At 59.7% G+C, this 18974-nt stretch carries 19 protein-coding genes; all 19 read right to left on the minus strand.

The features are described from left to right. Positions 1 to 10: 10 nt before the first annotated feature. The 19 genes from LOC68_RS22370 to LOC68_RS22460 all read right to left on the minus strand — a co-directional run bounded on the left by LOC68_RS22370 (position 11) and on the right by LOC68_RS22460 (position 18792). Positions 11 to 829, minus strand: coding sequence for an SDR family NAD(P)-dependent oxidoreductase (locus LOC68_RS22370; RefSeq protein WP_230222868.1), 819 nt, complete (start codon positions 827 to 829; stop codon positions 11 to 13). After that, positions 822 to 1736, minus strand: coding sequence for a succinylglutamate desuccinylase/aspartoacylase family protein (locus LOC68_RS22375; RefSeq protein ID WP_230222870.1), 915 nt, complete (start codon positions 1734 to 1736; stop codon positions 822 to 824). Before LOC68_RS22375 ends, LOC68_RS22370 begins: the two co-directional genes overlap by 8 nt. After that, positions 1733 to 3397, minus strand: a complete 1665-nt coding sequence (locus LOC68_RS22380) for a sodium:solute symporter (RefSeq protein WP_230222872.1) — start codon at positions 3395 to 3397, stop codon at positions 1733 to 1735. Before LOC68_RS22380 ends, LOC68_RS22375 begins: the two co-directional genes overlap by 4 nt. Before the next feature lie 14 nt (positions 3398 to 3411). Continuing rightward, positions 3412 to 4320 carry a dihydrodipicolinate synthase family protein gene (locus LOC68_RS22385; protein WP_230222874.1) on the minus strand — a complete coding sequence of 303 codons (909 nt, stop codon included), beginning with the start codon at positions 4318 to 4320 and terminating at the stop codon, positions 3412 to 3414. Positions 4321 to 4362: 42 nt separating this feature from the next. After that, positions 4363 to 5643: a sialidase family protein gene (locus LOC68_RS22390; protein WP_230222876.1), complete on the minus strand. Its 1281-nt coding sequence runs from the start codon at positions 5641 to 5643 to the stop codon at positions 4363 to 4365. Between the two features lie 8 nt (positions 5644 to 5651). Continuing rightward, complete coding sequence (locus tag LOC68_RS22395; RefSeq protein WP_230222877.1) at positions 5652 to 6059, minus strand: FixH family protein; 408 nt, start codon at positions 6057 to 6059, stop codon at positions 5652 to 5654. A gap of 73 nt (positions 6060 to 6132) precedes the next feature. Further along, the gene (locus LOC68_RS22400; RefSeq protein ID WP_230222879.1) at positions 6133 to 7044 is read right to left on the minus strand and encodes a DUF1559 domain-containing protein; all 912 of its coding nucleotides are present in this window, start codon (positions 7042 to 7044) and stop codon (positions 6133 to 6135) included. An 89-nt stretch (positions 7045 to 7133) separates the two neighbouring features. Then, the gene (locus LOC68_RS22405; RefSeq protein ID WP_230222881.1) at positions 7134 to 7790 is read right to left on the minus strand and encodes a GntR family transcriptional regulator; all 657 of its coding nucleotides are present in this window, start codon (positions 7788 to 7790) and stop codon (positions 7134 to 7136) included. 37 nt (positions 7791 to 7827) lie between these two features. Then, positions 7828 to 8919: a sialidase family protein gene (locus LOC68_RS22410; protein WP_230222883.1), complete on the minus strand. Its 1092-nt coding sequence runs from the start codon at positions 8917 to 8919 to the stop codon at positions 7828 to 7830. A gap of 189 nt (positions 8920 to 9108) precedes the next feature. Further along, a complete protein-coding gene (locus LOC68_RS22415; protein ID WP_230222884.1) occupies positions 9109 to 10188 on the minus strand; it encodes a dipeptidase in 1080 nt (359 codons plus the stop codon). After that, the gene (locus LOC68_RS22420; RefSeq protein WP_230222886.1) at positions 10185 to 11144 is read right to left on the minus strand and encodes a 3-hydroxyacyl-CoA dehydrogenase family protein; all 960 of its coding nucleotides are present in this window, start codon (positions 11142 to 11144) and stop codon (positions 10185 to 10187) included. The genes LOC68_RS22415 and LOC68_RS22420 overlap by 4 nt, the downstream gene beginning before the upstream one ends. Positions 11145 to 11156: 12 nt before the next feature. Next, positions 11157 to 12002 (minus strand): amidohydrolase family protein, encoded by an 846-nt coding sequence (locus LOC68_RS22425; RefSeq protein ID WP_230222888.1) that lies wholly within the window; start codon positions 12000 to 12002, stop codon positions 11157 to 11159. After that, positions 11999 to 12916, minus strand: a complete 918-nt coding sequence (locus LOC68_RS22430) for a dihydrodipicolinate synthase family protein (protein WP_230222890.1) — start codon at positions 12914 to 12916, stop codon at positions 11999 to 12001. Before LOC68_RS22430 ends, LOC68_RS22425 begins: the two co-directional genes overlap by 4 nt. Further along, a complete protein-coding gene (locus LOC68_RS22435) occupies positions 12913 to 14025 on the minus strand; it encodes a D-TA family PLP-dependent enzyme (RefSeq protein WP_230222892.1) in 1113 nt (370 codons plus the stop codon). Before LOC68_RS22435 ends, LOC68_RS22430 begins: the two co-directional genes overlap by 4 nt. Beyond that, entirely contained in the window at positions 14019 to 14804 is a 786-nt protein-coding gene (locus LOC68_RS22440) for an SDR family NAD(P)-dependent oxidoreductase (protein ID WP_230222894.1), read from the minus strand. The genes LOC68_RS22435 and LOC68_RS22440 overlap by 7 nt, the downstream gene beginning before the upstream one ends. Before the next feature lie 7 nt (positions 14805 to 14811). Beyond that, complete coding sequence (locus LOC68_RS22445) at positions 14812 to 15816, minus strand: Gfo/Idh/MocA family protein (protein ID WP_230222896.1); 1005 nt, start codon at positions 15814 to 15816, stop codon at positions 14812 to 14814. Continuing rightward, positions 15816 to 16646, minus strand: coding sequence for an HpcH/HpaI aldolase family protein (locus LOC68_RS22450; RefSeq protein WP_230222898.1), 831 nt, complete (start codon positions 16644 to 16646; stop codon positions 15816 to 15818). The genes LOC68_RS22445 and LOC68_RS22450 overlap by 1 nt, the downstream gene beginning before the upstream one ends. A gap of 79 nt (positions 16647 to 16725) precedes the next feature. Beyond that, the gene (locus LOC68_RS22455; protein ID WP_230222900.1) at positions 16726 to 17610 is read right to left on the minus strand and encodes a hypothetical protein; all 885 of its coding nucleotides are present in this window, start codon (positions 17608 to 17610) and stop codon (positions 16726 to 16728) included. A gap of 33 nt (positions 17611 to 17643) precedes the next feature. After that, the gene (locus tag LOC68_RS22460; RefSeq protein ID WP_230222902.1) at positions 17644 to 18792 is read right to left on the minus strand and encodes a substrate-binding domain-containing protein; all 1149 of its coding nucleotides are present in this window, start codon (positions 18790 to 18792) and stop codon (positions 17644 to 17646) included. Positions 18793 to 18974: the final 182 nt, after the last annotated feature.

An 18974-nucleotide genomic window follows, 5' to 3' on the forward strand; every position in this document is an offset into this window, starting at 1 on the left:
AGTCAGGGGATTAGGGAGAGGGAAACTCGTGCGGGAATTGTTTCCGTTTCAGCGAATAAGGAGTCGCCTGGTGATTCCAGCCCCCGTCCATTTCGAGACAGGCTCCGGTCAGGTAACTCGCGTCGTCGCTCGCGAGCATCGCAATCGACCGAGCTATCTCGTCAGCCTGAGCGAAGCGCTGCAGCGGAATCATATCTTCGGCATAGCGGCGAAGCAGCGCGCTGACGTCTTCGCCGTCACTCGAAACGTAATCAGCGCTCATCTCGGTGTCGATCGCTCCGAGGTTGAGACTGAGCACACGAATGCCGACCGGCCCATACAGCGCGGCTAACTCATAGGCGAGCGAGTCGAGTCCCCCCTTGGCGGCGATATAGGCGGGGCAAATTCCTGGCGCCAGTTTCGACTGGATGCTCGAGACATTCAGAATCACCCCGCGGCGGGCCGGTTCCATCGCCGCCGCGCACCACTTCGCCAAAAAGGCGGGCGCGGTCAGACAAACCCGCAGCGTCTGATCCCACTCGTCCGCTTCGATCTGCCGCATCGTGCCGATCTTTCGCCAGGCGGCGTTGTTCACGAGAACGTCAATGCGGCCGAAACGATCGGCCGCTTGATCGACCGCCGAACGAGCAAACTGCAGGTCGGCCAGATCGCCGGCACAGACGTGCGACTCGCTCCCCAACGCTGCGATCTCGGTCGCCAATTGTTCCAGGCGTTCGGCGTTGCGAGCTACGAGCACGCAAGCATATCCGCGACGCGCGAACTCCAAAGCGGTTTGGGAGCCGATTCCTTGCGACGCGCCAGTTACAAACGCCACCGGTCGATCAGGCATGCGGCGTCTCCTTGTCGTCAGGTAGTTCGAGAATCACCGCCAGGCAGTCTCCGTCATTGACTGCCGGCAAGACGCGGCGGGTAATCAGACGTCCCTGTTGCGTCGAGCAGATGCTGGTCGATTCGTTCGATTGGATGTCGTAGATCCGCCCTAGCTCATCGCCGGGAGAAACCATCGCGTCGAGCGGCGCCGTCGTTTCATAATAGCCCGCGACCGGGGCCGGGTAGTTGATCTGCAGGTGCCCGCTCGCTTCGCGCTGATCTTCAATCACGCAGCGGTCGATTTCGACCGGTTCTTGCGGCGGGATCATATTCAACTCGGCCATCACGCACAGACAACCTTTGACGTAATCATCAACGCCGGCAGCGCGGCAACCGGCCCCTCCGCCCCATTCGGCGTAGATCGCAGGGACGTTCGCATCGCGAGCCGCCGAGAGAGAACGCCCGTCGAGCCGCGACGAGGTCCCCCAAACAATCGGCAGTCCAAACGCATGGGCCATCCGGCGCTGCGTTTCCAACGTCGCTTCATTGGAGACGAGCATGTAGCCGACGAGCGGCGAGATTTCGAGCGCCAGTCCGCCGGTATGGAGATCGATCAGGTAGTCGGCCGCTTCGATCAATTGGTTGACGGCGAAGGCGATTTGCTCGGTAGGCGTTCCATCGCGTGATCCCGGAAAGGTGCGTGCGAGATCCAGGCCGTCAGGACCCGTTCGACTGCGACCGACAAACGCCGGCTGGTTTGCGATCGGTACCAACGTCACCTTGCCGTGCAGTTGATCACGATCGATCAATGCGGCAAGTCGCCGAACGGCGACGATCGGTTCGTATTCGTCGCCATGCACGCCGGCCATGATCAATAGGTGCGGGCCAGCGGTGGCGCCGACTATTTCAATGCGATATGGATTCATCCAACTGAGGAATCGAAGGAAGGGGTAGGGGATGGTTGCGAATGCTCCTGCTCGAGCGCGTTTTGGGCGTCGAGGGGAGTTAGCGTATAAATAGTCAAGCCGGTTAGGTCGCGCTGCGGTGAGGGAACGAGTCGACTGACAAGGTAGCCGACCAGGAAGCAGGTGAGCGTACCGGCCGCGCCAGCCAGATAAACGTGCAGCGTCGAATCCAATTGCACGACGGCGGTCGCGGCGGCGCCAGCGGCAAGTCCGACCAGCGCGCCAATCCAATGGCCGCGAGTGGTGAAGATCGCCAACAGGAACAAGCCCGAAAGTCCGCCGCCGAGCATGCCGAGCATCAGGTTGAAGTAGTCGAACAGCGACGTGATCTGCGAGACCGCCATGGTGAGGGCCATCGACGTGCCGAGGACGCCGATCAATAGCGTGAGCCCGCGGGCGACGCGGATTTCGGTTTCCGGTTTGGCAGGTCCACGAAGACGGAGCCAGAAGTCGTTCACCACCGCGGATGCGATCGAGTTCATGCTCGAATCGAGGGAGCTCATCGCGGCGGCGAAGATCGCGGCGATTACCAGCCCGGCAATGCCTGCTGGAAGTTGATGCATGACGAACCAAGGGACCGCCTGATCGACTTGAGCGGGAGCGGTCGCATCGGGATGCGTTTGGTAGAAGCCCCAAAGCGCCGTCCCCAACAGCAGGAACAGCACGCCGGTCGGGATCGTCATCAGGCCATTGAGCCAGATGCTGCGAGCAGCCGCCGATTCGTCGCGGGTCGTCAGATAACGCTGCACGACCGTTTGATCGGTGGTGTAAGCGATCAGGTTGATGAAGAAGAAACCGACCACCAGTACCCAGGTCGACGGTTGACCAGGATCGGTTGACCAGTGGAACATCGTCAGTTTGTTGGATTCGGCGGCAATGTCAAAAAGCTGCACTGGCCCGCCAATTTCCAGAAGGGAAACGATCAGGCAGAGGAGGGCGCCGCCGATCAAAACGATCACCTGAACGACATCGGTCCAGATCACCGCTTCGATCCCGCCGAGCACCGTGTAGGTCGTCGCCAGGACGCCCATCAGGATGACCGCGGCAAGCAGATTACAGCCGGTCGTCGCCGAGATCGCCGCGGCCGGCAGCAGCAGGACAATTCCCATCCGGCCGACTTGAAACGCGATGAAAATCAAGCTGGCGATCAGGCGTACGGCGACGTGAAAACGCCGCTCGAGGTACTCGTACGCGGTTTGCACTTTCAGCCGACGGAACAGCGGCAAGTAAAAGCGGATGACCAGCGGCGCCAACAGGAGCGTCGTCCAGCCGCCGACGATCTTCGTCCAGTTTCCGTCCGGAGTGAAAGCGATTGCGGGGACCGCCATGAAGGTGATCGCCGAAAGCTGGGTGCCGTAGATCGAAAGTCCCGCCGCCCACCAGGGAATTCGTCCACCGGCTAGAAAGAAATCTTCGCTTGACGATTCGCCGCGCGAGAAGTAACCGCCGATCCCGACCATCGCCCCCAGATAAGCGATCAGCACCGCCCAGTTGAGCCAGCCGAACTGCGGCGCCACGGTTGCGGAGGCGGCCTGCGGATCTTCGGCGCAAGCGACGGTCGCCGTCGCCAACAACAGCAGCGGCGTCAGAAAGGGAACGACGGTAGCGGAGGAAAACTTCAATTTGGTTCTACGGTCTAGGTCGATTTGGCGACGGCAAGCTTTAGTTCGTTGGCGATCACGCGATGGATTGTCGGATTGCTCAAGAACGCTTCTTTTTCCTCCGCCGAAAGTTGATAGTACGGTTCCGGCGCCATCAGTCCTTCCGTTCCCATCTCGTTCATGACGCAAGTGACCGCGCCAAAGAGGTGCTTTGCCCGAATAACTTCCAGGAAGCTGTTAAGATCGGCTTGCAAGCTGGCGGCCTCTTCCCACTCGCCCCGATCGGCGGCGTCAGCGAGCGCGCGACTTTGATTCGGGAAGATCGCGAACAAGCCGTCGAGGTTATCCGGTACCCCCAAGCGAACCAGATCGGCGACCCGTTCCGGTTGCGCCGGCACGACGCGCGTCTTGCCCCCGAAACGTTCCCACAATTCGACGGTCCATTCCCAGGTCCGCGTGCATTTCAAACCATGAATGTTGGGATGCGCGACGACCTGCTCGATTAACTCCATCGAAAGGGCCGTGCCGGTCAAGCCAGGCAAGTCATACAGGAACAGCGGCTTGTTGGCGGCGTCGGCCAGGTTCAAGTAATAGCGAAGCAGTTCCTCTTCGTCGAACTTCATCAAATAGGGAGTCAGAATGACGAGCCCGTCGACCGGCTGTCGCTCCGCGATGCGAATTCGCTCCAGCGTCCGCTGATACCCGGCGTCGCCGACGCCAACCCATAGTTCCGTGCGACCGGCGACGATGCCGACGCTTTCGTCGATCAGTCGCTGGTAGGTCGCATCGGTTTGCAGTTGCATCAGTCCCATCGTCCCGGCGACCAGCAGGCCGTCGATGCCGGCGGCGATTTGCGCCTCGATATGGGCGGCGAGTCCCGCGACGTGGAGATCGCCGTTGAAATCAACCGGGGTACAGATGGCGGAGATTAGGCGTGTGGGCATTGCGTGCGTATTTCTATCGAAGTGGAAATAATCAGGAAGGGGCTAGTTAGTGCTGTTCGTCGTGGAGGAAGGGGAGAGTCGCAGCAACGCGAACTCGCGCTCGCGGTAACTGTGGTGCGCTCGCGGGTAGGTCAGAATCAACTCGCCGGTTTCACGGTCTTCCATGAGATGAACATGCGAGAGATCGAGTCGTCCCTGCTTTTCATCTTCCTCCGACTTCTGATCGACGATCACGACGCTGCTGCGAATCAGGCCGAGCGTTTGCGGATCGACTTCGCCGATCGCCAAGGGAAAGCGGGGAAGGTTGCCGTCGGGATTCTCCGGCGTAATATTGCCGACCCAGAAAACGCGGCCGCTGCTGTGCCGCATAAGTACGCACATGCTGCTGGGTGAATAGAACGACGTGCCGTCGTCATAAGTCCAGCGCTGCGGTTTGCTCCAGGTTTCGCCGTCGTCGCTGGAGACGGAGCACCACTTGGTTGCGGCGACGCTCGGATCATGCGAGTTGCTGCCACGCATTACCATCAGGATGCGGCCGTCGGGCATTTCGGCGATCGTCGGTTCGATCAAACCACGAACGGTTTGGGTGATGTCGCCGGCGACGCGCGGAGCCATTCGCCAGGCCAGGCGATCGCCTGCAGTCCACTCGCCGATCAGGACGGCCGCTTCGGTGTAGGTGTGCGCCCGCGGCGGTTTGTAGAGTTGGCCTTGCTCATCGAGAACCGTCATTTGGGCGGGAACCAGCACGCGGCCCGACTTGGTGACGATCGGAGCGCAACCGTTGTCTCCCAGGTAGATCGCGTTCTTCCCAATCCAAAGATCGGCGAAAGGGTGCATCGCGTCAAAATCGCCGACGCCGACGATCGGATCATCGCACAACCAACTGCGGCCGCCATCCAGGGAAAGTCGATAACGCAGATAATAAGTCTGCTGGGCGATCGGCGGTTCGGCGATCGTCGGATCCAACTCCGGCGTGTCGAGCGCGTTGACGATTGAGATCACGCAATTGCGGCTTTCGTCGAGCGTCATCGTCGTCGGGTTGCGGCGGAAGCCAGGAGTCAAATCCTTGGCCAACGCCTGATGCGATCGGAGCGGCGCCCAGGTCTGGCCGTTGTCGTCCGATTGCCAGCTAGGAGCGGCCAGGCGGTTGTTCTTGGCGTCGACGTAGATCGCTTTGTAGATCGGCGACGCGGTCGGCGTCACTTCGCGGTGGACGATCGTCACGCAGGGCGTTGGCGACTCGTTTGCGTACAGGCTTGCGCAGCTGGAGACGACAAGAAGCGCCAAGCAGACGCGAACGCTTGGAGCGGCGGCAGTTGACATGCTGTTTCCTAGTTAAGTTCAAAGTCTTTTTGCTGCGCGCGGTCTCCCTGACTGACCGTGAGCGGTTCGAGCTTTGACTTGGCGTTGTACTGGGCCGGCAGAATTTGCTTGCGTTGCGAGGCTTGTTGTCCCGCTTCGCTCAGCGGCAAGTCTTCGCCTTCAAACCCTTCAATCTGAATCTGATACGTACCAGGCATCAGCGAAAAACGCCCCGCCAGTTCGTAGCTGCCGTCGATCACCTGAGCGACGCGAACCGGCGCACTCGAGTTTTCGGCGGGGACAAAGCGAACGACGCCGTCGGTGATCGGCTTTCCTTGGTATGAAACGGAACCGCTGATCGGGATCATGTTCGGATCAGACGATCCGCAACCAACGGCCAACAGCAAAACGAACGTGGTAAGTGACAAAGATTTCATGAGTGAGCGGCGCTCCAGCAGGCGTAGATCAAACAGGGAGTAGGAAACGAAGGAGTAGAGAGTCGTCGCCCCATTAGTATTCGGGGACGACTTCATTTCCTTTGATGGTGGTCAGATCGAGCAGCGTTGACAGCTGAATCGTTTCGGCGATGAAGCGAACCGAGCCGTCGGCCAACACCGCCTGACAACCGCCGGGGTGATAGCTGGAGGGGCCATTAAACGCATCGTTGCCTGAAAAGGCCCAGCCGCTCAAATTCGGGAAGTTCGCGTTGATGCCGCCGCTAGTTCCCATGCCGCCGCTGTAAGTTCCCCAGCCCCACAAGCGATGACTGCCCGGCTTGTTGCCGACACTTTCGGCGATCGCGAGGGTATTGGTCGTGCCGTCGACAATGTCGCGGAATCCATTTTTGGAGTTCAGGTAGAAGAGACCGTCTTTGCGATAGCCGACCGAACTGGCCAAGTCGCGAGCGACGACGCCGTTGCGTCCGCTATGGGCGACCGGAACGTAATGCGTTCCCCAGCAATCGTCGTCGCCAGGAATGCTGCCGGTGTAGCTGACCCCTTCGTCCTGCGGATTGCTTGGGCATAGAAAGGCTTCGACGCGAGGTTGATATTTTCCCCAGTTGACGGGGTCGCCGAACCCAGCGTTAAAGTCGATCGTATCGTAGAGCGCCTTTTGTTCGATAAACGGCAAGAGCGCGGTCAGGCCGGTCTGCGAGCGATAGAGTTGGGGGTTGGGGCTTCCAAGTCCCGATCCTTCGGCGGCGCCGCTGCGTCCATACGGAAAGACCAGGTGCGTGTCATGATAGTTGTGCAGCGCCAGACCAAGCTGCTTCAGATTATTCGAGCAGGACATGCGCCGAGCCGCTTCGCGGGCCTGTTGCACGGCCGGCAGTAACAGGGCGATCAAGACGCCGATGATGGCGATGACGACCAATAGTTCGACCAGCGTAAAGCCCGGGCGATTTTGGGATCTGTTCAACATGAAGGAAGTCTCCCGAACGTAAAAAGTAGAAAAGGATGCGTTGGATAAGGGGCGTTTGCATGAAAAGGGGGCGGGAAGCGTCGTCGTCGCTAGTCGCTGACCGACGGTTGCGACATATGGCGTTCCAGCAATTGAATCGCCTGGTCCGTTTTTCCGGCCATCACTAGCCGGCAGATTTCGCGATGTTCGTTCATTGTTTGAGCTCGTTTGCTTCGGGCCACTTCGACCGTATCGACCGGCGACAAGTTGAAAATCAACTGCGCCGAATGAGAATACATCTGAATCAGACGCGAGTTTCCCGAGAGCGAAACGAGCGTCTGATGGAACATAAAGTCCGCTTCGCAAAAGCCGAGCTCGATAGCGGCTTCGTGCAGCCGCTGCATCGTCTCGCACAAGTCGAGTAGCGGCTGAAACGCCGACTGCGGAAGTTGACGAGCGGCAATCAACTTGATTGCGCCGGTTTCCAGCACGCAGCGGGCCTGCATGATTTCTTCAAATTCAAAGTCGCCGAGGATCGGAGCGAAAAAGCCCCCTTTTTCGCCTTGCGTGAGTAGACCGTCATGCTCCAGCAGCACGAGCGCCTCACGCAGACCGCCGCGATGCACTTCGAGCCGTTCCGACCATTCCACCTCCGGCAGCCGCGAACCAGGCAGGATCTGCCCGCAAATCAGCATGCGGCGGAGGACGTCGTAGCACTTCTGACGTGCGGACAGTTTCGCGTTGTTGGAATTTTCGGCAGTAGCCATGGGGCGACTCCTGAAGTCAGGGCATGAGCGGGGGCGGTTACTTCTCTTGGTCGTAAATCCAGTCGAGACCGAACTTGTTGACCTTGGTGGCGATTCCTCCTTTGGACATGTCCCAGTAGGAGATCAAGACGTCGTCACCGTCGAAATGAATTGCGGTATAGCAGAACCAGCCGTTCGGATTTCCTTCCAGCGTCTTCTGGTGGGTCCATGTTTGGCCTTCATCGCTCGAAACGGCGACCGAAAGCGGCGAACGTTGACGACCAGGGTTGTCGTTCCAGATCAGCAGCAAGTCGCCGGTCGAAGGGATTCGCTTGATCGAAGCGGGCGCCAGCGGGCTGGCGAAGTTCCACTTCTGCGGCTTGGTGAACGTTTCGCCGTCGTCGTCCGAGTAGGCGTAGAGTTGGGCTTTCACGTCGGCGCGAATCCAGAAGAGGATGCGGCCATCTTTCAGCTCGACGACGCCCGGCTCTTGGGTCACGATGCGGCGACCGTTTTCGTCATGGGCGGCGAACGTTTGCTTGCCGCGGCGCCAAGTTTTTCCGGCGTCGTCAGAAACGAAGCAGACCATGTCGGCGGCGCCTTGCCATTTGTCGTCTCGCATGTGAACCGCAGCCGGCGCGATCAAGCGACCGCTCTTGGTCTGAATGATGCGATCGTTGTTGACGACGAAGTAGTTGTCTTCCCCCGGCATGCAATCGACCGGTTGGCTCCAGGTGGCGCCTTCGTCGCTGCTGGTTCGCATCGCCAAGCGGCAATCTTTGATCGAGTTCTTCACCAGGTAGAAGAGGGCGATCCGCCCATCTTGCAGACGGAGGAGCGAGACCGACATGTCATTTTCTTTGCCAGTCTTCGGGACGAGTGGCTCGTCGGTTTCTTCCCAGGTCTCGCCGTGATCTTTGGAGACGCAGCTGGCCAGGAAGCCGAGCGCGTCGTCGCCGTGATGCTTCCCTTGGAACCGGGTGTAGATGTAGAGGATCGAGCCATCTTTCAGCGTAACGAAGGCGCCCTCTGAGTTGCGCGGATTGTTGGGGCCGGTTTCCTGGATCAGGACTGTTTTCGGCTCTTCGGCCATTGCGGCCAGCGGAAGTGAGACAGCGAAAAGGAAGAGGAGCGGAAGTAGGCGGGTCATTGGCGTCTTCTTTCGGCGGGAGTGGATTTGCCTTGGATTGAAGTCATTGGCCTCTCTGTTCTGTCGCCAATATATGCTTAAAAATGTCGACAGCAATAGTTAGGTCAAAAAAAGACCACATATCCCTCTAGGGGGTATGTGGCCTGCGTGGTCTTCTTCAGATATGGGAAATTACCGAGATTTATCGATTTAGGGGAGATTCTCCAGGAAAAGACGGAGATAATTGCCGTCAAAAATGCCCGTAATATCGGCGTCAGAAGATCCCCGCTCGGAGAGGGTGTCGGCCAGCTGCTGGAGGTCGGCGATCGAGTTCAGGTCGTGCGGAGTCTGCTCGGTGCCGAAGCCTCCATCGAGGTCGCTGCCGATGCCAACGTTTCGCGTGTTGCCGGCGATCTGGCAGATGTGATCGACGTGGTCGGCCGCCGCGGCGAGCGAAACGGAAGCAGGCGAAGTTTCGCCCCGAACCCAGCCCGGCTTCAACATCCAAGCGTCAAACGCCATGCCGATCACCGCATCGCGAGCAACCAGCGCTCGGATCTGATCGTCGGAGAATTGGCGATCGCCGGGGACCAGCTCGCGGCACATGTTATGGCTCGCCAAGACGGCGCCAGGAAACAGTTCGAGCACTTCAAAGAAGGCTGGCTCCGCGCAGTGGGTCAGATCGACGACCATCCCCAGCCGCGCAAACTCTTTCAGCATCTCGCGTCCGCCGGGAGTGAGCGGACCTTGAATGCCGGTCCCAGGTGCGTAGGGACCTTGTGCGTAGTGCGACAGCGAAACGCACCGCAGTCCCAGATTCCACCACATCTCCGCTTGCTGCGGCGTGTGAATCGGGTCGGCGCCTTCCATCGCCAGGATGACGCCAAGCGGTTCGCTCGGGTTCTCGCTGACGGCGGCGAGGTGTCGCTTTAGTTGTTCCGCCGTGCTGATCAGCTTGATCTCGCCGAGTTTGTCGAGCAACTGGTAGTAAGCGACTTGTCCCATGCCGGTCGCGTGGGCGATCGTCTGGTTGCGAAAGTCGAGATCGGTTCGCGAGAAGCCCTTTTCGGGGCAGACTTCCGGCTTCGATCGCGTCAGGACCGTCGCAAGGCAAGTATGAATTCCGGCCTTTTTCATTTCGGGAAGTGTGACCGTTCCGCGGCCGCGCGCCGGATGATCGGTCATGTGGGCTTCGTGGCGGCGCATATCGTCGAGCGATTGCGTCAGGTCACGATTCCACTGAAGTGCGTTCCAGGCCAAATCGAGGTGGGCGTCGAAGATCGGTCTCACGCGAGGTCCTTCGCTGGGTGGTGGGATTGAGAGGAGAGCTGGCGGACGGCATGGACGTTGGCGACCAGTTTGTCGCGCCACGCGTCCGCCTCTTCTGCGGTGTAGGAGTAAAAGCCGCGTCCATTAGCGATTCCGCGGGCCCCTTCGTCAATCATCCTTTGGAAGGATGCGGGCGTTTCGGTCGCTTGGCTCAGTTCGGGAAATAAACGCCCCATCGCTTGGGCGTAAGCGGGCAATCCGCTCAGGTCCATCCAGCGGAACGGACCGGCGACATTCGCCCAAACCGAGATCGCGTTAACGAACGCCCGGTCGATCGTGTCGACATCGGCGACGTTGTTCTCGAGTAGCCAAAACGCCTCGCGATACATCGCGTACGCCAGGCGATTGACGATAAATCCGGGGACGTCGCGCAGTACGATTGTTGGATCTTTGCCGAGCAGTCGACCAAGATCAGCGGCCGCTTCTGCAGTTGCGTCGTTGGTCTTCTCGCCCCGAATGATTTCCAGAAACCGAGTGAGATGACATGGTTCGGCCCAGTGCATGCCGACGATTCGCTGCGGATACTGACACTGCTGCTGCAGCAGCGAGATCGGCAGCGCCGACGTGTTGCTGGCGATCGGCACGTCCTGCGGGAGAAGTTGTTCGAGCTGCGTGATCGCTTGTCGCTTGACGACCGGATCTTCCGGAATGCTTTCGATGACGAAATCGCAATTGCTCATCGCCGACAGGTCGTCGGTTAGTTGAAGGTTGCTTTGCCAGTCCGTGGGAATGACTTCCGAATCGACGGGATGCTGGGCAAGCTCTGCCAGCGAGTGGGCGATATGCGACTGAGCGGCGTCGAAGCTGACGGGGTCAATGTCAAAGGCGACGACCTGCATATTGTTCGCCAACAGCGACGTGCAGATGCCGCGCCCCATCAGCCCCAAGCCAACGACGCCGACCTTACGAATGTTCATGTGGAGGGATCTCTAGGCGAGGTTTAATAGAGGGAGGCTGTCGCGATAGATCATCGCTTCGATCTTTTCTTCGTTCAGTCGCGGCAAATTGGTCCCTTGCACCATGTTGTTCAAGTTGCGAATGCCGGCGATCGAATCGTTGACGGTCGTGAAGGGATAGTCGGTGCCGAACAGCACCTTGTCCCAGACTCCATACTCCTGCACCAGCATCAGCGAGTGATAAAGCTGAAATGGGCGATAGTGAAGCGCGGAGACGTCGGCGTAAACGTTCGGGTGCTTCCGGATCACCGCGACGCATTCCCCTTCATACGGATGTCCCAAATGTGCCAGGATCATCCGCTGCTGCGGATATTGAGCTGCTACGCGGTCAAGATGTCGCGGCAGCGTGCAGTCGAGCGGCGCTTGAGCGACGAACGTGGTGCCGGTATGAAGCAGTACGGGCAAGTCATGTTGCGATGTGTATCGCCAGAACGGCTCCAGGTGTTCGCTGTCTGGACGAAAGCCGGCGTACATCGACAACAGCTTCACGCCGCGCAGTCCGAGCGTTTGGTGCCCGTAGACCAGTTCGTCATACCAATCGGGCTGCGTCGGATCGACGGACAAAAAGCCGATCAGGTGATCCGGATGACCCGCCACGTAGTCGGCGACCGATTGATCGTCGACCCAGATGCCGCTCAGTCGCGCCTTGCCGCCAAAGACGATGGTGCGAACGTCGGCAGGCGCGGTCGCGCGATATTCTTCAAAGCGAACGGTCAGATCAACTTCGACGCCGGCCCGAGCTCGCGACGCTTGTTGGCGAAAATCGTCGGTAAAGTGCTGAGGATAGGACCAGACATGGCTATGGACGTCGATGATCACGGCTTCTCCAATACGTCGCAAAGCAGTTGGTACAAGCGATCGATCTCGGCGACCGTTTCGCGGTCCAGACGATAGGCTCGTGGACCGCGGACGATCGTGTTCTGGAAGATCCCTTGTTTGACGAGCAGATACTTTTCAATCGCCAGGAAAGCGTCGAGGCTATGTTGCGCCGCGACAATTGCCGAGATTGGTAGCGACAATTCGTAAACGCGCCGCTCGTTCCCTGCTTGGAGCGCCTGATAAAGCGCCACGATGCCGCGGATCAGGTCGGCGCCGGGCATCGTGCCGACAATGCCGCGGCGATAGCTGTCGACCAGCGCGATGCCGCCGGTTCCTTCAAAGATGCGCGCCTGGCCATCGGTCGCATCGCGTAGAGCCGAAAGTCGCGGACCGATCGGCGTCGCTTCCGGCTTGAAAAAGATTCGTTCAGCGCCAAAGCGGTGGAGTAGGTCGGCCTGCATGTCGATTGACATCGGTTTGCCGACATAGCCGCTGGCGTCTTGCACGACGACCGGCAACGAAATGGCGTTCACAATCGCTTCGTAGTAGGCGACTAACTCGACTTCCATCGCGCCGATCGAGACCGGCGGAATCGCCATCACAGCGGTCGCGCCGACGCTTTCGGCATGCTGGGCATTTTCAATCGCGATCTTGTTCGACTCGCCGCCGACGCTGATCACGACAGCGCCGCGGCCGTCGACTATTTCGCAAACGCGCAGGGAAAGCTGACGACTCTCGGCAGTCGTTAGTCGAAGCACTTCCGAAACCATCGCCATGACGACGCCGTCACTGCCGCATTCCAGCAGCCAGTCGATTTCACGCTTGAGCGTGGCGTAATCGATCTCGCCATTTTCCAGATAGGGCGTTTGGAAGACCGGCAACACGCCGCTGAGCGACCCTTGGTAGCGGTTCATGCAAGCAATCCTCGTGCGTCGACGTTCAGCTTTTCGATTCCCTCGGGCGTCTGCAGATAGAACTGATCTTGCAGGTTGACGCAGGGGCAGATGTGGTTCGGGATGATGGTGACCCGCTCGCCAAGCTGCGGAGTCTGGTCGCAACCGGAGAAGTCGATCTCGCCATGCTCTTCGCTGAGACGAATGATGCGAGCCTGCGGATATTCGACGACGTGTCCATGCCCGGAGTCCGGTTGCAGCACGTTGCGATCGCTGGTCAGGGTCTTGTTGCCGGCGTCGATCACGCATTTGCCAGGAACGGCGGTGCTGACGACGGTGGCGATCACCGCAGCGGCGCAGTCGTCCAGTTCGCAGAAACCGGCCCGGACGGTGTTCATATCGTTGAAGATGTTGGTGCCGGGGCGAATTTCGGTCAGTGAGCGAACGAAGTGGGACTGAAACGCGGTAGGGGTTGAGCCGCCGCTGACGATGTCGACGCTGAGACCGTGTGCCTGCCAAAGTTCAATCGTCTCGGCCAGCTTCTGATCGATCTGCGTCAAGATTTCCTCTTGTTGATCGGCTGGCGCCCAAACGTGACCGGGATAGATTAAGATCCCGTCGAGTCGCAGGTGCTTGCCGGCTTGTACGACTTGCTGCGCCAGTTCCAATGCGGCGGCTGGAGTTGGTACGCCAGTGCGTGGGAAGCCGATGTTCAGGTCAACCAGGATGCCGATGGTTGTGCCGGCCGCTTCCGCCGCGGCGGCCAAGACGCTGACCCCATACTGCGAGTCGACCGCAACGCGAACGGTGTGGGTGCGGGCTAGTTCAGCGACGCGGCGGCGACGATCGGGATCGATCGCCGGATAGGCGATCAGAATGTCGCTCGACTCTTGTCCCATTACTTCCGCTTCCCCCAGCTTGGCGACGGTCAGGCCGACGCTGCCATGCTCGACTTGCATGCGGGCGAAGCGTCGCGATTTGTGCGTCTTCGTGTGGGGGCGAACCTTCAGGCCATGCTGGTCGGCGTAGCTATGGAGACGCTGCAAGTTGCGCTCGACCGTCGGCAGGTCGACGACCAACGCCGGAGTAGCGACCAACTCCTGTTTCGCCAATTCAAAACGATTTACCACGCGGTCCATCCTCCATCGACCAACAAGTTTTGTCCGGTAACGTAGCTCGCTGCGTCGCTCGCTAAAAAGACGAGCGGGCCGACAAGCTCTTCGGGGCGTCCCATCCGGCCCATCGGCGAATGGCTGCAAAGTCGCTCAACCATCTCCGGCGCCGCTTTTTCGGAAGGGAAGGGACCCGGCGAAAGGCAATTGACGCGCACTTTGTCCTTCGCCCAATAGACCGCCAGGTGGCGCGTCATCTGCACGACGCCCCCTTTCAACGCATGATAGGCGACCGGGCTGGCCGAATTGACTCCGGCGTAGGCGTCCGGATACGAACCGACGACGCCATACATTGAACCGAGAAAGATCACGCTTCCTTCGCCATCGCGGGCAACGACATGTTCATGCAGCAAGCGAGCCATAAGGAAATAACCGGTCGCATTTTGCAGCTGCCGCGTGAATTGCTCCGGGGTCACGCTGGTCCAATCGGCGGCCAGCGGTTCGTGTCCGTTGGCGATTAGCGTATCGATCTGGCCGGCAAGTTGAATCGCTTGCTGGAAGCCTTGTTCCAGCGAAGCGGCCTCCTGATGATCGATTGCAACCGCATGATGCTTGGCATTGCCGACGATGGGGAGATTGGCAGCGATTGATGTCGCTTGTTCGAGATTGCGACTGCTGACGACGACGCTCGCGCCCGCTTCGGCCAAGCCGATGGCCATTGCGGAACCGAGATAGCCCGAAGCGCCGGTTAACAGAACGGTACGATCTTGCAGCGAAAATGGATTGCGAGTGGTCATGTTGCGGCTATGTGTTTCGCCAGGCGCCGCTGCGCCAACTTTCGAGGGCGGCGATGTTGGCGCGAAGCGTTGCGATTCCTTCGGTCAGTGAGCATAACGGCGCCGATTTCTCTTCCATCGCGTCGAGGAAGGCGTTGGCCTGGCGAATGAAAAGTTCGTCGCGCTGAAGCGGCTCGAACTGACAGTCTTTCCAGCGAACATCCGGTTCGGTCACGACGCGCCAGCGGTGTTGGTGATTTTCCCAGCGCAAAACGCCGCGCTCGCAAACGACGGTGAAGGTCATCTCGTTGGCGGCCTGGTGCTGGTTGAGCGTGTAAGTCGCCATGACGCCCTCTTCGTAGCGGGCGATCGCGTGCACGGTATCTTCCACTTCCACGCCGTCCAGGACCAGGTGGTCGGCGTCGACGACGATCTTCTGCATGTCGCCGACCAGCCATTGTCCGGCGTTAAACAAGTGCGTCAGCGCATCTTGAATCGCGCCGCCGCCGCTGGCGTGATCGCGGTAGTAGGTGTCGCGATAAGCGGGGCGATAGGTCGGAAAGTTTTGGCCGCCGTAAGCGATCAATTCCAATGGACGACCATATTCGCCGGAGCGAATCGCATCGCGCATTTGGCTCAGAACCGGATTCGCGCGGTAGACGTAAGCGACGCCGATCACCGCAGGCGATTTTTCGGCCGCGGCCGCCAACGCTTCCGCTTCTTTCAGTTCCAGCGTCAGCGGCTTTTCGATCAGCAGGTGAAATCCGCGCTCAAGTAGCTGGAGCGATTGCGGCACGTGCATCGGCGCCGGGGTTGCGATCACGGCGCCGTCGAACTCGGCCGAATCTATCGCCCCTTCGAGCGAAGCATAGCCGATCGCCGCCGGATATTCGGCCTTGATGCTTGCCCGAATTTCGTCCCGCGGTTCGACGAATGAAATCGCCGTTCGCTCGGTCGCCAGGAAGCAGCGGAGGTGGCGAAGCCCAATCGAACCGGCGCCGACGATCAGCAGGTGATGCGCGGGCTGCGGCATTAACGCGTCTCCTGGTAATGCTTCGCGGCGCCGTTCCCGAGAATGCCGGGGATCGGTTGATTCAGGGCCTGGGCCATTTCGTTTTTGATTTTTTCGAGTCCCTGCTTTACGCAAACAATGTCGCAGCCATGGAACAGCATCCGAGCGCCTCGGTCAGCGAACGCCTTCGCTTGGGCGACCGAACCGCAGGTCGCAGCCCAGGTTTTGCCGGCGTTCAGGGCGGCCTGAATCACTTTTTCTTGCGCTTCGAGAACCAGTGGATGATCGAACTGGCCAGGAATGCCGGAGAGGATCGAAAAGTCGCCGGGGCCGAGCATCAGCATATCGACTCCGGGGACCGCGGCGATTGCATCGACATGCTGGAGCGATTCCGGATCCTCAAGCTGAATGATCAGGAACGTCTCTTCATTCGCGGCGGTCAGGTATTCGGTCAGCGGAGTCAGCATGTAAGGAACGTCGGGACCGCTGGCGTCGCAGCCTCGCTTGCCAAGCGGAGCGAACTTCATCCACTGCACCACTTCGGCCGCTTCTTCGGCCGAGCAGCAGCGGGGATACATGATGCCGCTGGCGCCAGCTTCGAGCATGCGGCCGAGTCGCATGTATTCTCCCTTGGCGGGGCGAGCGACGACGTCGGCGCCGCCGGCTCTGGCGGCGCGAATCAAATTCGCGGCCGACTCCACGGTGGTCGCATGATGCTCCATGTCGAGCCAGATGGCGTCGAAGCCCATCAGGCCGGCCATCTCGTAAACGTCGGGCGAATTCAAATGCAATGCGGTTCCGAACGCCGGGACGTCGTTTCGTACTTTCGCCAAAACCTTGCTGCGTCGCATGGTAATTTCTTCTGCGTGAAGGAAAGGGGGCGGCCAGAGGCCGCATGGGAAAGGAAGGGGGCGAGCAATCGCTCGAAGGTTATCGGCTCGAGTTCGCTTGGCGATTTCGCGGTTGGGCGAGAATCGCAAACGCCGCCGCTTGACGTAGCGCCAAGGGGCGCTCCTCGGCAAGCTCGGCGGTCAGATCGAGTCGATTATCAACGTGACGCAGCGTCAATTCCTTGATCGCGAGCGCCTTGTGGGTTGGATTATCGGAATCGGCAAGTTTTGGCAGGTTGGCGGGATCGGTAGCGATCGCCAGAAAAGGATAGGCGATTGAATCGTGCGGTTCTACCGCCAAAAGTTGCTCCAACTTGGCTTTTGTTGCTTGGGGGAGAGGATGGCATTGCCCCAATACGAACGCCGCACGCAGGCGACGGACTTCGTCATCGCTTGCAGCTTCTTCCAGTAGTGGCTCATAATCCTTCCCCGTTGGCTTGGACGGAATTAAACGCCAGAGCGCGAAGGAGCGGCCCGGGTCGGCTGGCGTTGCCGCCACCTCCTCGACAATGCGGCGTTCTTCCGGCGTGGTGATCGGCGCGTTCAGTTTGGCGAGCGATTCCAGTGCGTGCAGGCGGTCCGGGGCGTTCGTATTCAGGAGCACGCTCCGGATTTGCTCGACGAACGCTTGGCGTCGCTGGGGCGACGTTTCCGCTTGAGCGAGGACGCGCCAGACGCCGATTCGGTACTGCGGAATCTTGCACTGCGCTTGCGGCTGAAACGCGGCGAGCGCCTTGGGCGCCTCGTTGAGTCGAATCAGGTATTCGGCCGCATGAACGCTGCTCCACTCGCCGGTTGCCGCTAGGGATTCGGCCAGGATCGCTTCGCTTTGCGCTTCGAGAGGTAACGGCGGTTCTGCGGCTCGCAAAGACGCGAGGAGCAGGAGGGGCGCGATGATCGTAAGGTATCGGCAGTTGCGAAGCAAAGGACGAAAATCCTGGATAGGGGCGAAGAAGGGCTACTTCTTGACAGGTGCGTCGGCCAGCGTGCTGCCGGCGTTAAAGGAGAGGGGGAGCTGGCGGACTTCGGTCGAATCGATCGGCAATTGTCCGTTTCGCATTTTGGAGAGCAATTCGATCGCTTGTTCCCCCATGCCGATTTCGTCGATCGTCACCGACGACAAGTGGTTAGCGATTCCGCCGCCGCGATGCGTTCCGCCGAAACCAATCAGCGAGACGTCTTGCGGCACGCGAATGCCTCGTTGCGCCAGGAGCATGTAGATCGTCTCGGCCAGCGAGTCGAACCCGCAGAAGATCGCTGTCGGCGTGTCGGGTTTGCCAAACAGAGAGTCGATCGCTTCCGAGCATTCCCGCTGGAGCCTGGCATAGTCGGTCGGCTGGCCAGTGCCGACGAAGACGTCGACCTGAACGCCGCCGCCGAGCGCCTTTCGCAGTCCTTTTTCGTAGTAGTCGGTCGCAATGCCATGCGCGCTGCCGAAGAAGGCGACGTGCTGGTGACCGGCCTGGCGGATTTTCTCGCCGGCTCGTTGGCCGACTTCTTCAAACGGGATCGCCAGCAGCGGCGCTTGCACTCCCTGGACGGGGCGCGAGCAGCAGACGACCGGAATGTTGTTTTTCTGGAGTTGGCGAATATGGAACGACGGAGTCGGGGGATTGGTGGTCGGCACGATGGCGACGCCGTAGACTCGCAGGTCGATCAACTGCAGAATGGCGCTGGCCTGCTTATCGATGTCGTTGTTGGAGTTGCAGACGACGACCTGGTTGTGGAGTTCGGCGGCCGCGCGTTCAAAACTGCGCTGCAGCGATGGGTAAAAGGCCGTTTCGGTTTCGGGAACGATCAGAGCGAACAGGTCTTGCGACTTGCGGAGACGCTGCTTCGCTTCGTCATGAACGAAGGTCCCTTTGCCATGAACGCGGAGAACGAGCCCGTCTCGTTCGAGCGCTGCGAGCGCTTGTCGCACCGTGCTGCGGGCGATCTGCAAATTTTCGGCAAGTCGGTTCTCGGAGGGGAGCGCGGCGCCGGCCTTTAATGCCCCTGATTCAATCTGCGAAACGACGTATTCACGCAGTTGTTCGTACTTCGGCTGGCTCGAAGTTTCGTCCGAGCCGGCCAGTTCGGTCATTTCTTTCAGATTTAGGGTGGACATTCCAGGGCCTTTTTAGGGTGGTTGTATGTACAAGATGATACCAGGAGAAATGCGGCGGTCAATTGCTGGCTGTGGATGGATGATGCAATTGCGGTATTTTTGCCTTGTTTTAGCGTGCTTTTTGGGATTTGCGTTTGGTGGATGGCTCAGGGCGAGTTGTTTGTGTAACTGCCGGAATTTAA

It is taken from the genome of Blastopirellula sediminis (assembly GCF_020966755.1).
In the GTDB taxonomy this organism is placed as follows: Bacteria; Planctomycetota; Planctomycetia; order Pirellulales; family Pirellulaceae; genus Blastopirellula; species Blastopirellula sediminis.

Coding starts and splice junctions, on each gene's coding strand:
- LOC68_RS22370 (WP_230222868.1), bottom strand. CDS start 829: ATGCCTGATCGACCGGTGGCGTTTGTAACTGGCGCGTCGCAAGGAATC.
- LOC68_RS22375 (WP_230222870.1), bottom strand. CDS start 1,736: ATGAATCCATATCGCATTGAAATAGTCGGCGCCACCGCTGGCCCGCAC.
- LOC68_RS22385 (WP_230222874.1), bottom strand. CDS start 4,320: ATGCCCACACGCCTAATCTCCGCCATCTGTACCCCGGTTGATTTCAAC.
- LOC68_RS22390 (WP_230222876.1), bottom strand. CDS start 5,643: ATGTCAACTGCCGCCGCTCCAAGCGTTCGCGTCTGCTTGGCGCTTCTT.
- LOC68_RS22395 (WP_230222877.1), bottom strand. CDS start 6,059: ATGAAATCTTTGTCACTTACCACGTTCGTTTTGCTGTTGGCCGTTGGT.
- LOC68_RS22400 (WP_230222879.1), bottom strand. CDS start 7,044: ATGTTGAACAGATCCCAAAATCGCCCGGGCTTTACGCTGGTCGAACTA.
- LOC68_RS22405 (WP_230222881.1), bottom strand. CDS start 7,790: ATGGCTACTGCCGAAAATTCCAACAACGCGAAACTGTCCGCACGTCAG.
- LOC68_RS22410 (WP_230222883.1), bottom strand. CDS start 8,919: ATGACCCGCCTACTTCCGCTCCTCTTCCTTTTCGCTGTCTCACTTCCG.
- LOC68_RS22420 (WP_230222886.1), bottom strand. CDS start 11,144: ATGAACATTCGTAAGGTCGGCGTCGTTGGCTTGGGGCTGATGGGGCGC.
- LOC68_RS22430 (WP_230222890.1), bottom strand. CDS start 12,916: ATGAACCGCTACCAAGGGTCGCTCAGCGGCGTGTTGCCGGTCTTCCAA.
- LOC68_RS22440 (WP_230222894.1), bottom strand. CDS start 14,804: ATGACCACTCGCAATCCATTTTCGCTGCAAGATCGTACCGTTCTGTTA.
- LOC68_RS22445 (WP_230222896.1), bottom strand. CDS start 15,816: ATGCCGCAGCCCGCGCATCACCTGCTGATCGTCGGCGCCGGTTCGATT.
- LOC68_RS22450 (WP_230222898.1), bottom strand. CDS start 16,646: ATGCGACGCAGCAAGGTTTTGGCGAAAGTACGAAACGACGTCCCGGCG.
- LOC68_RS22460 (WP_230222902.1), bottom strand. CDS start 18,792: ATGTCCACCCTAAATCTGAAAGAAATGACCGAACTGGCCGGCTCGGAC.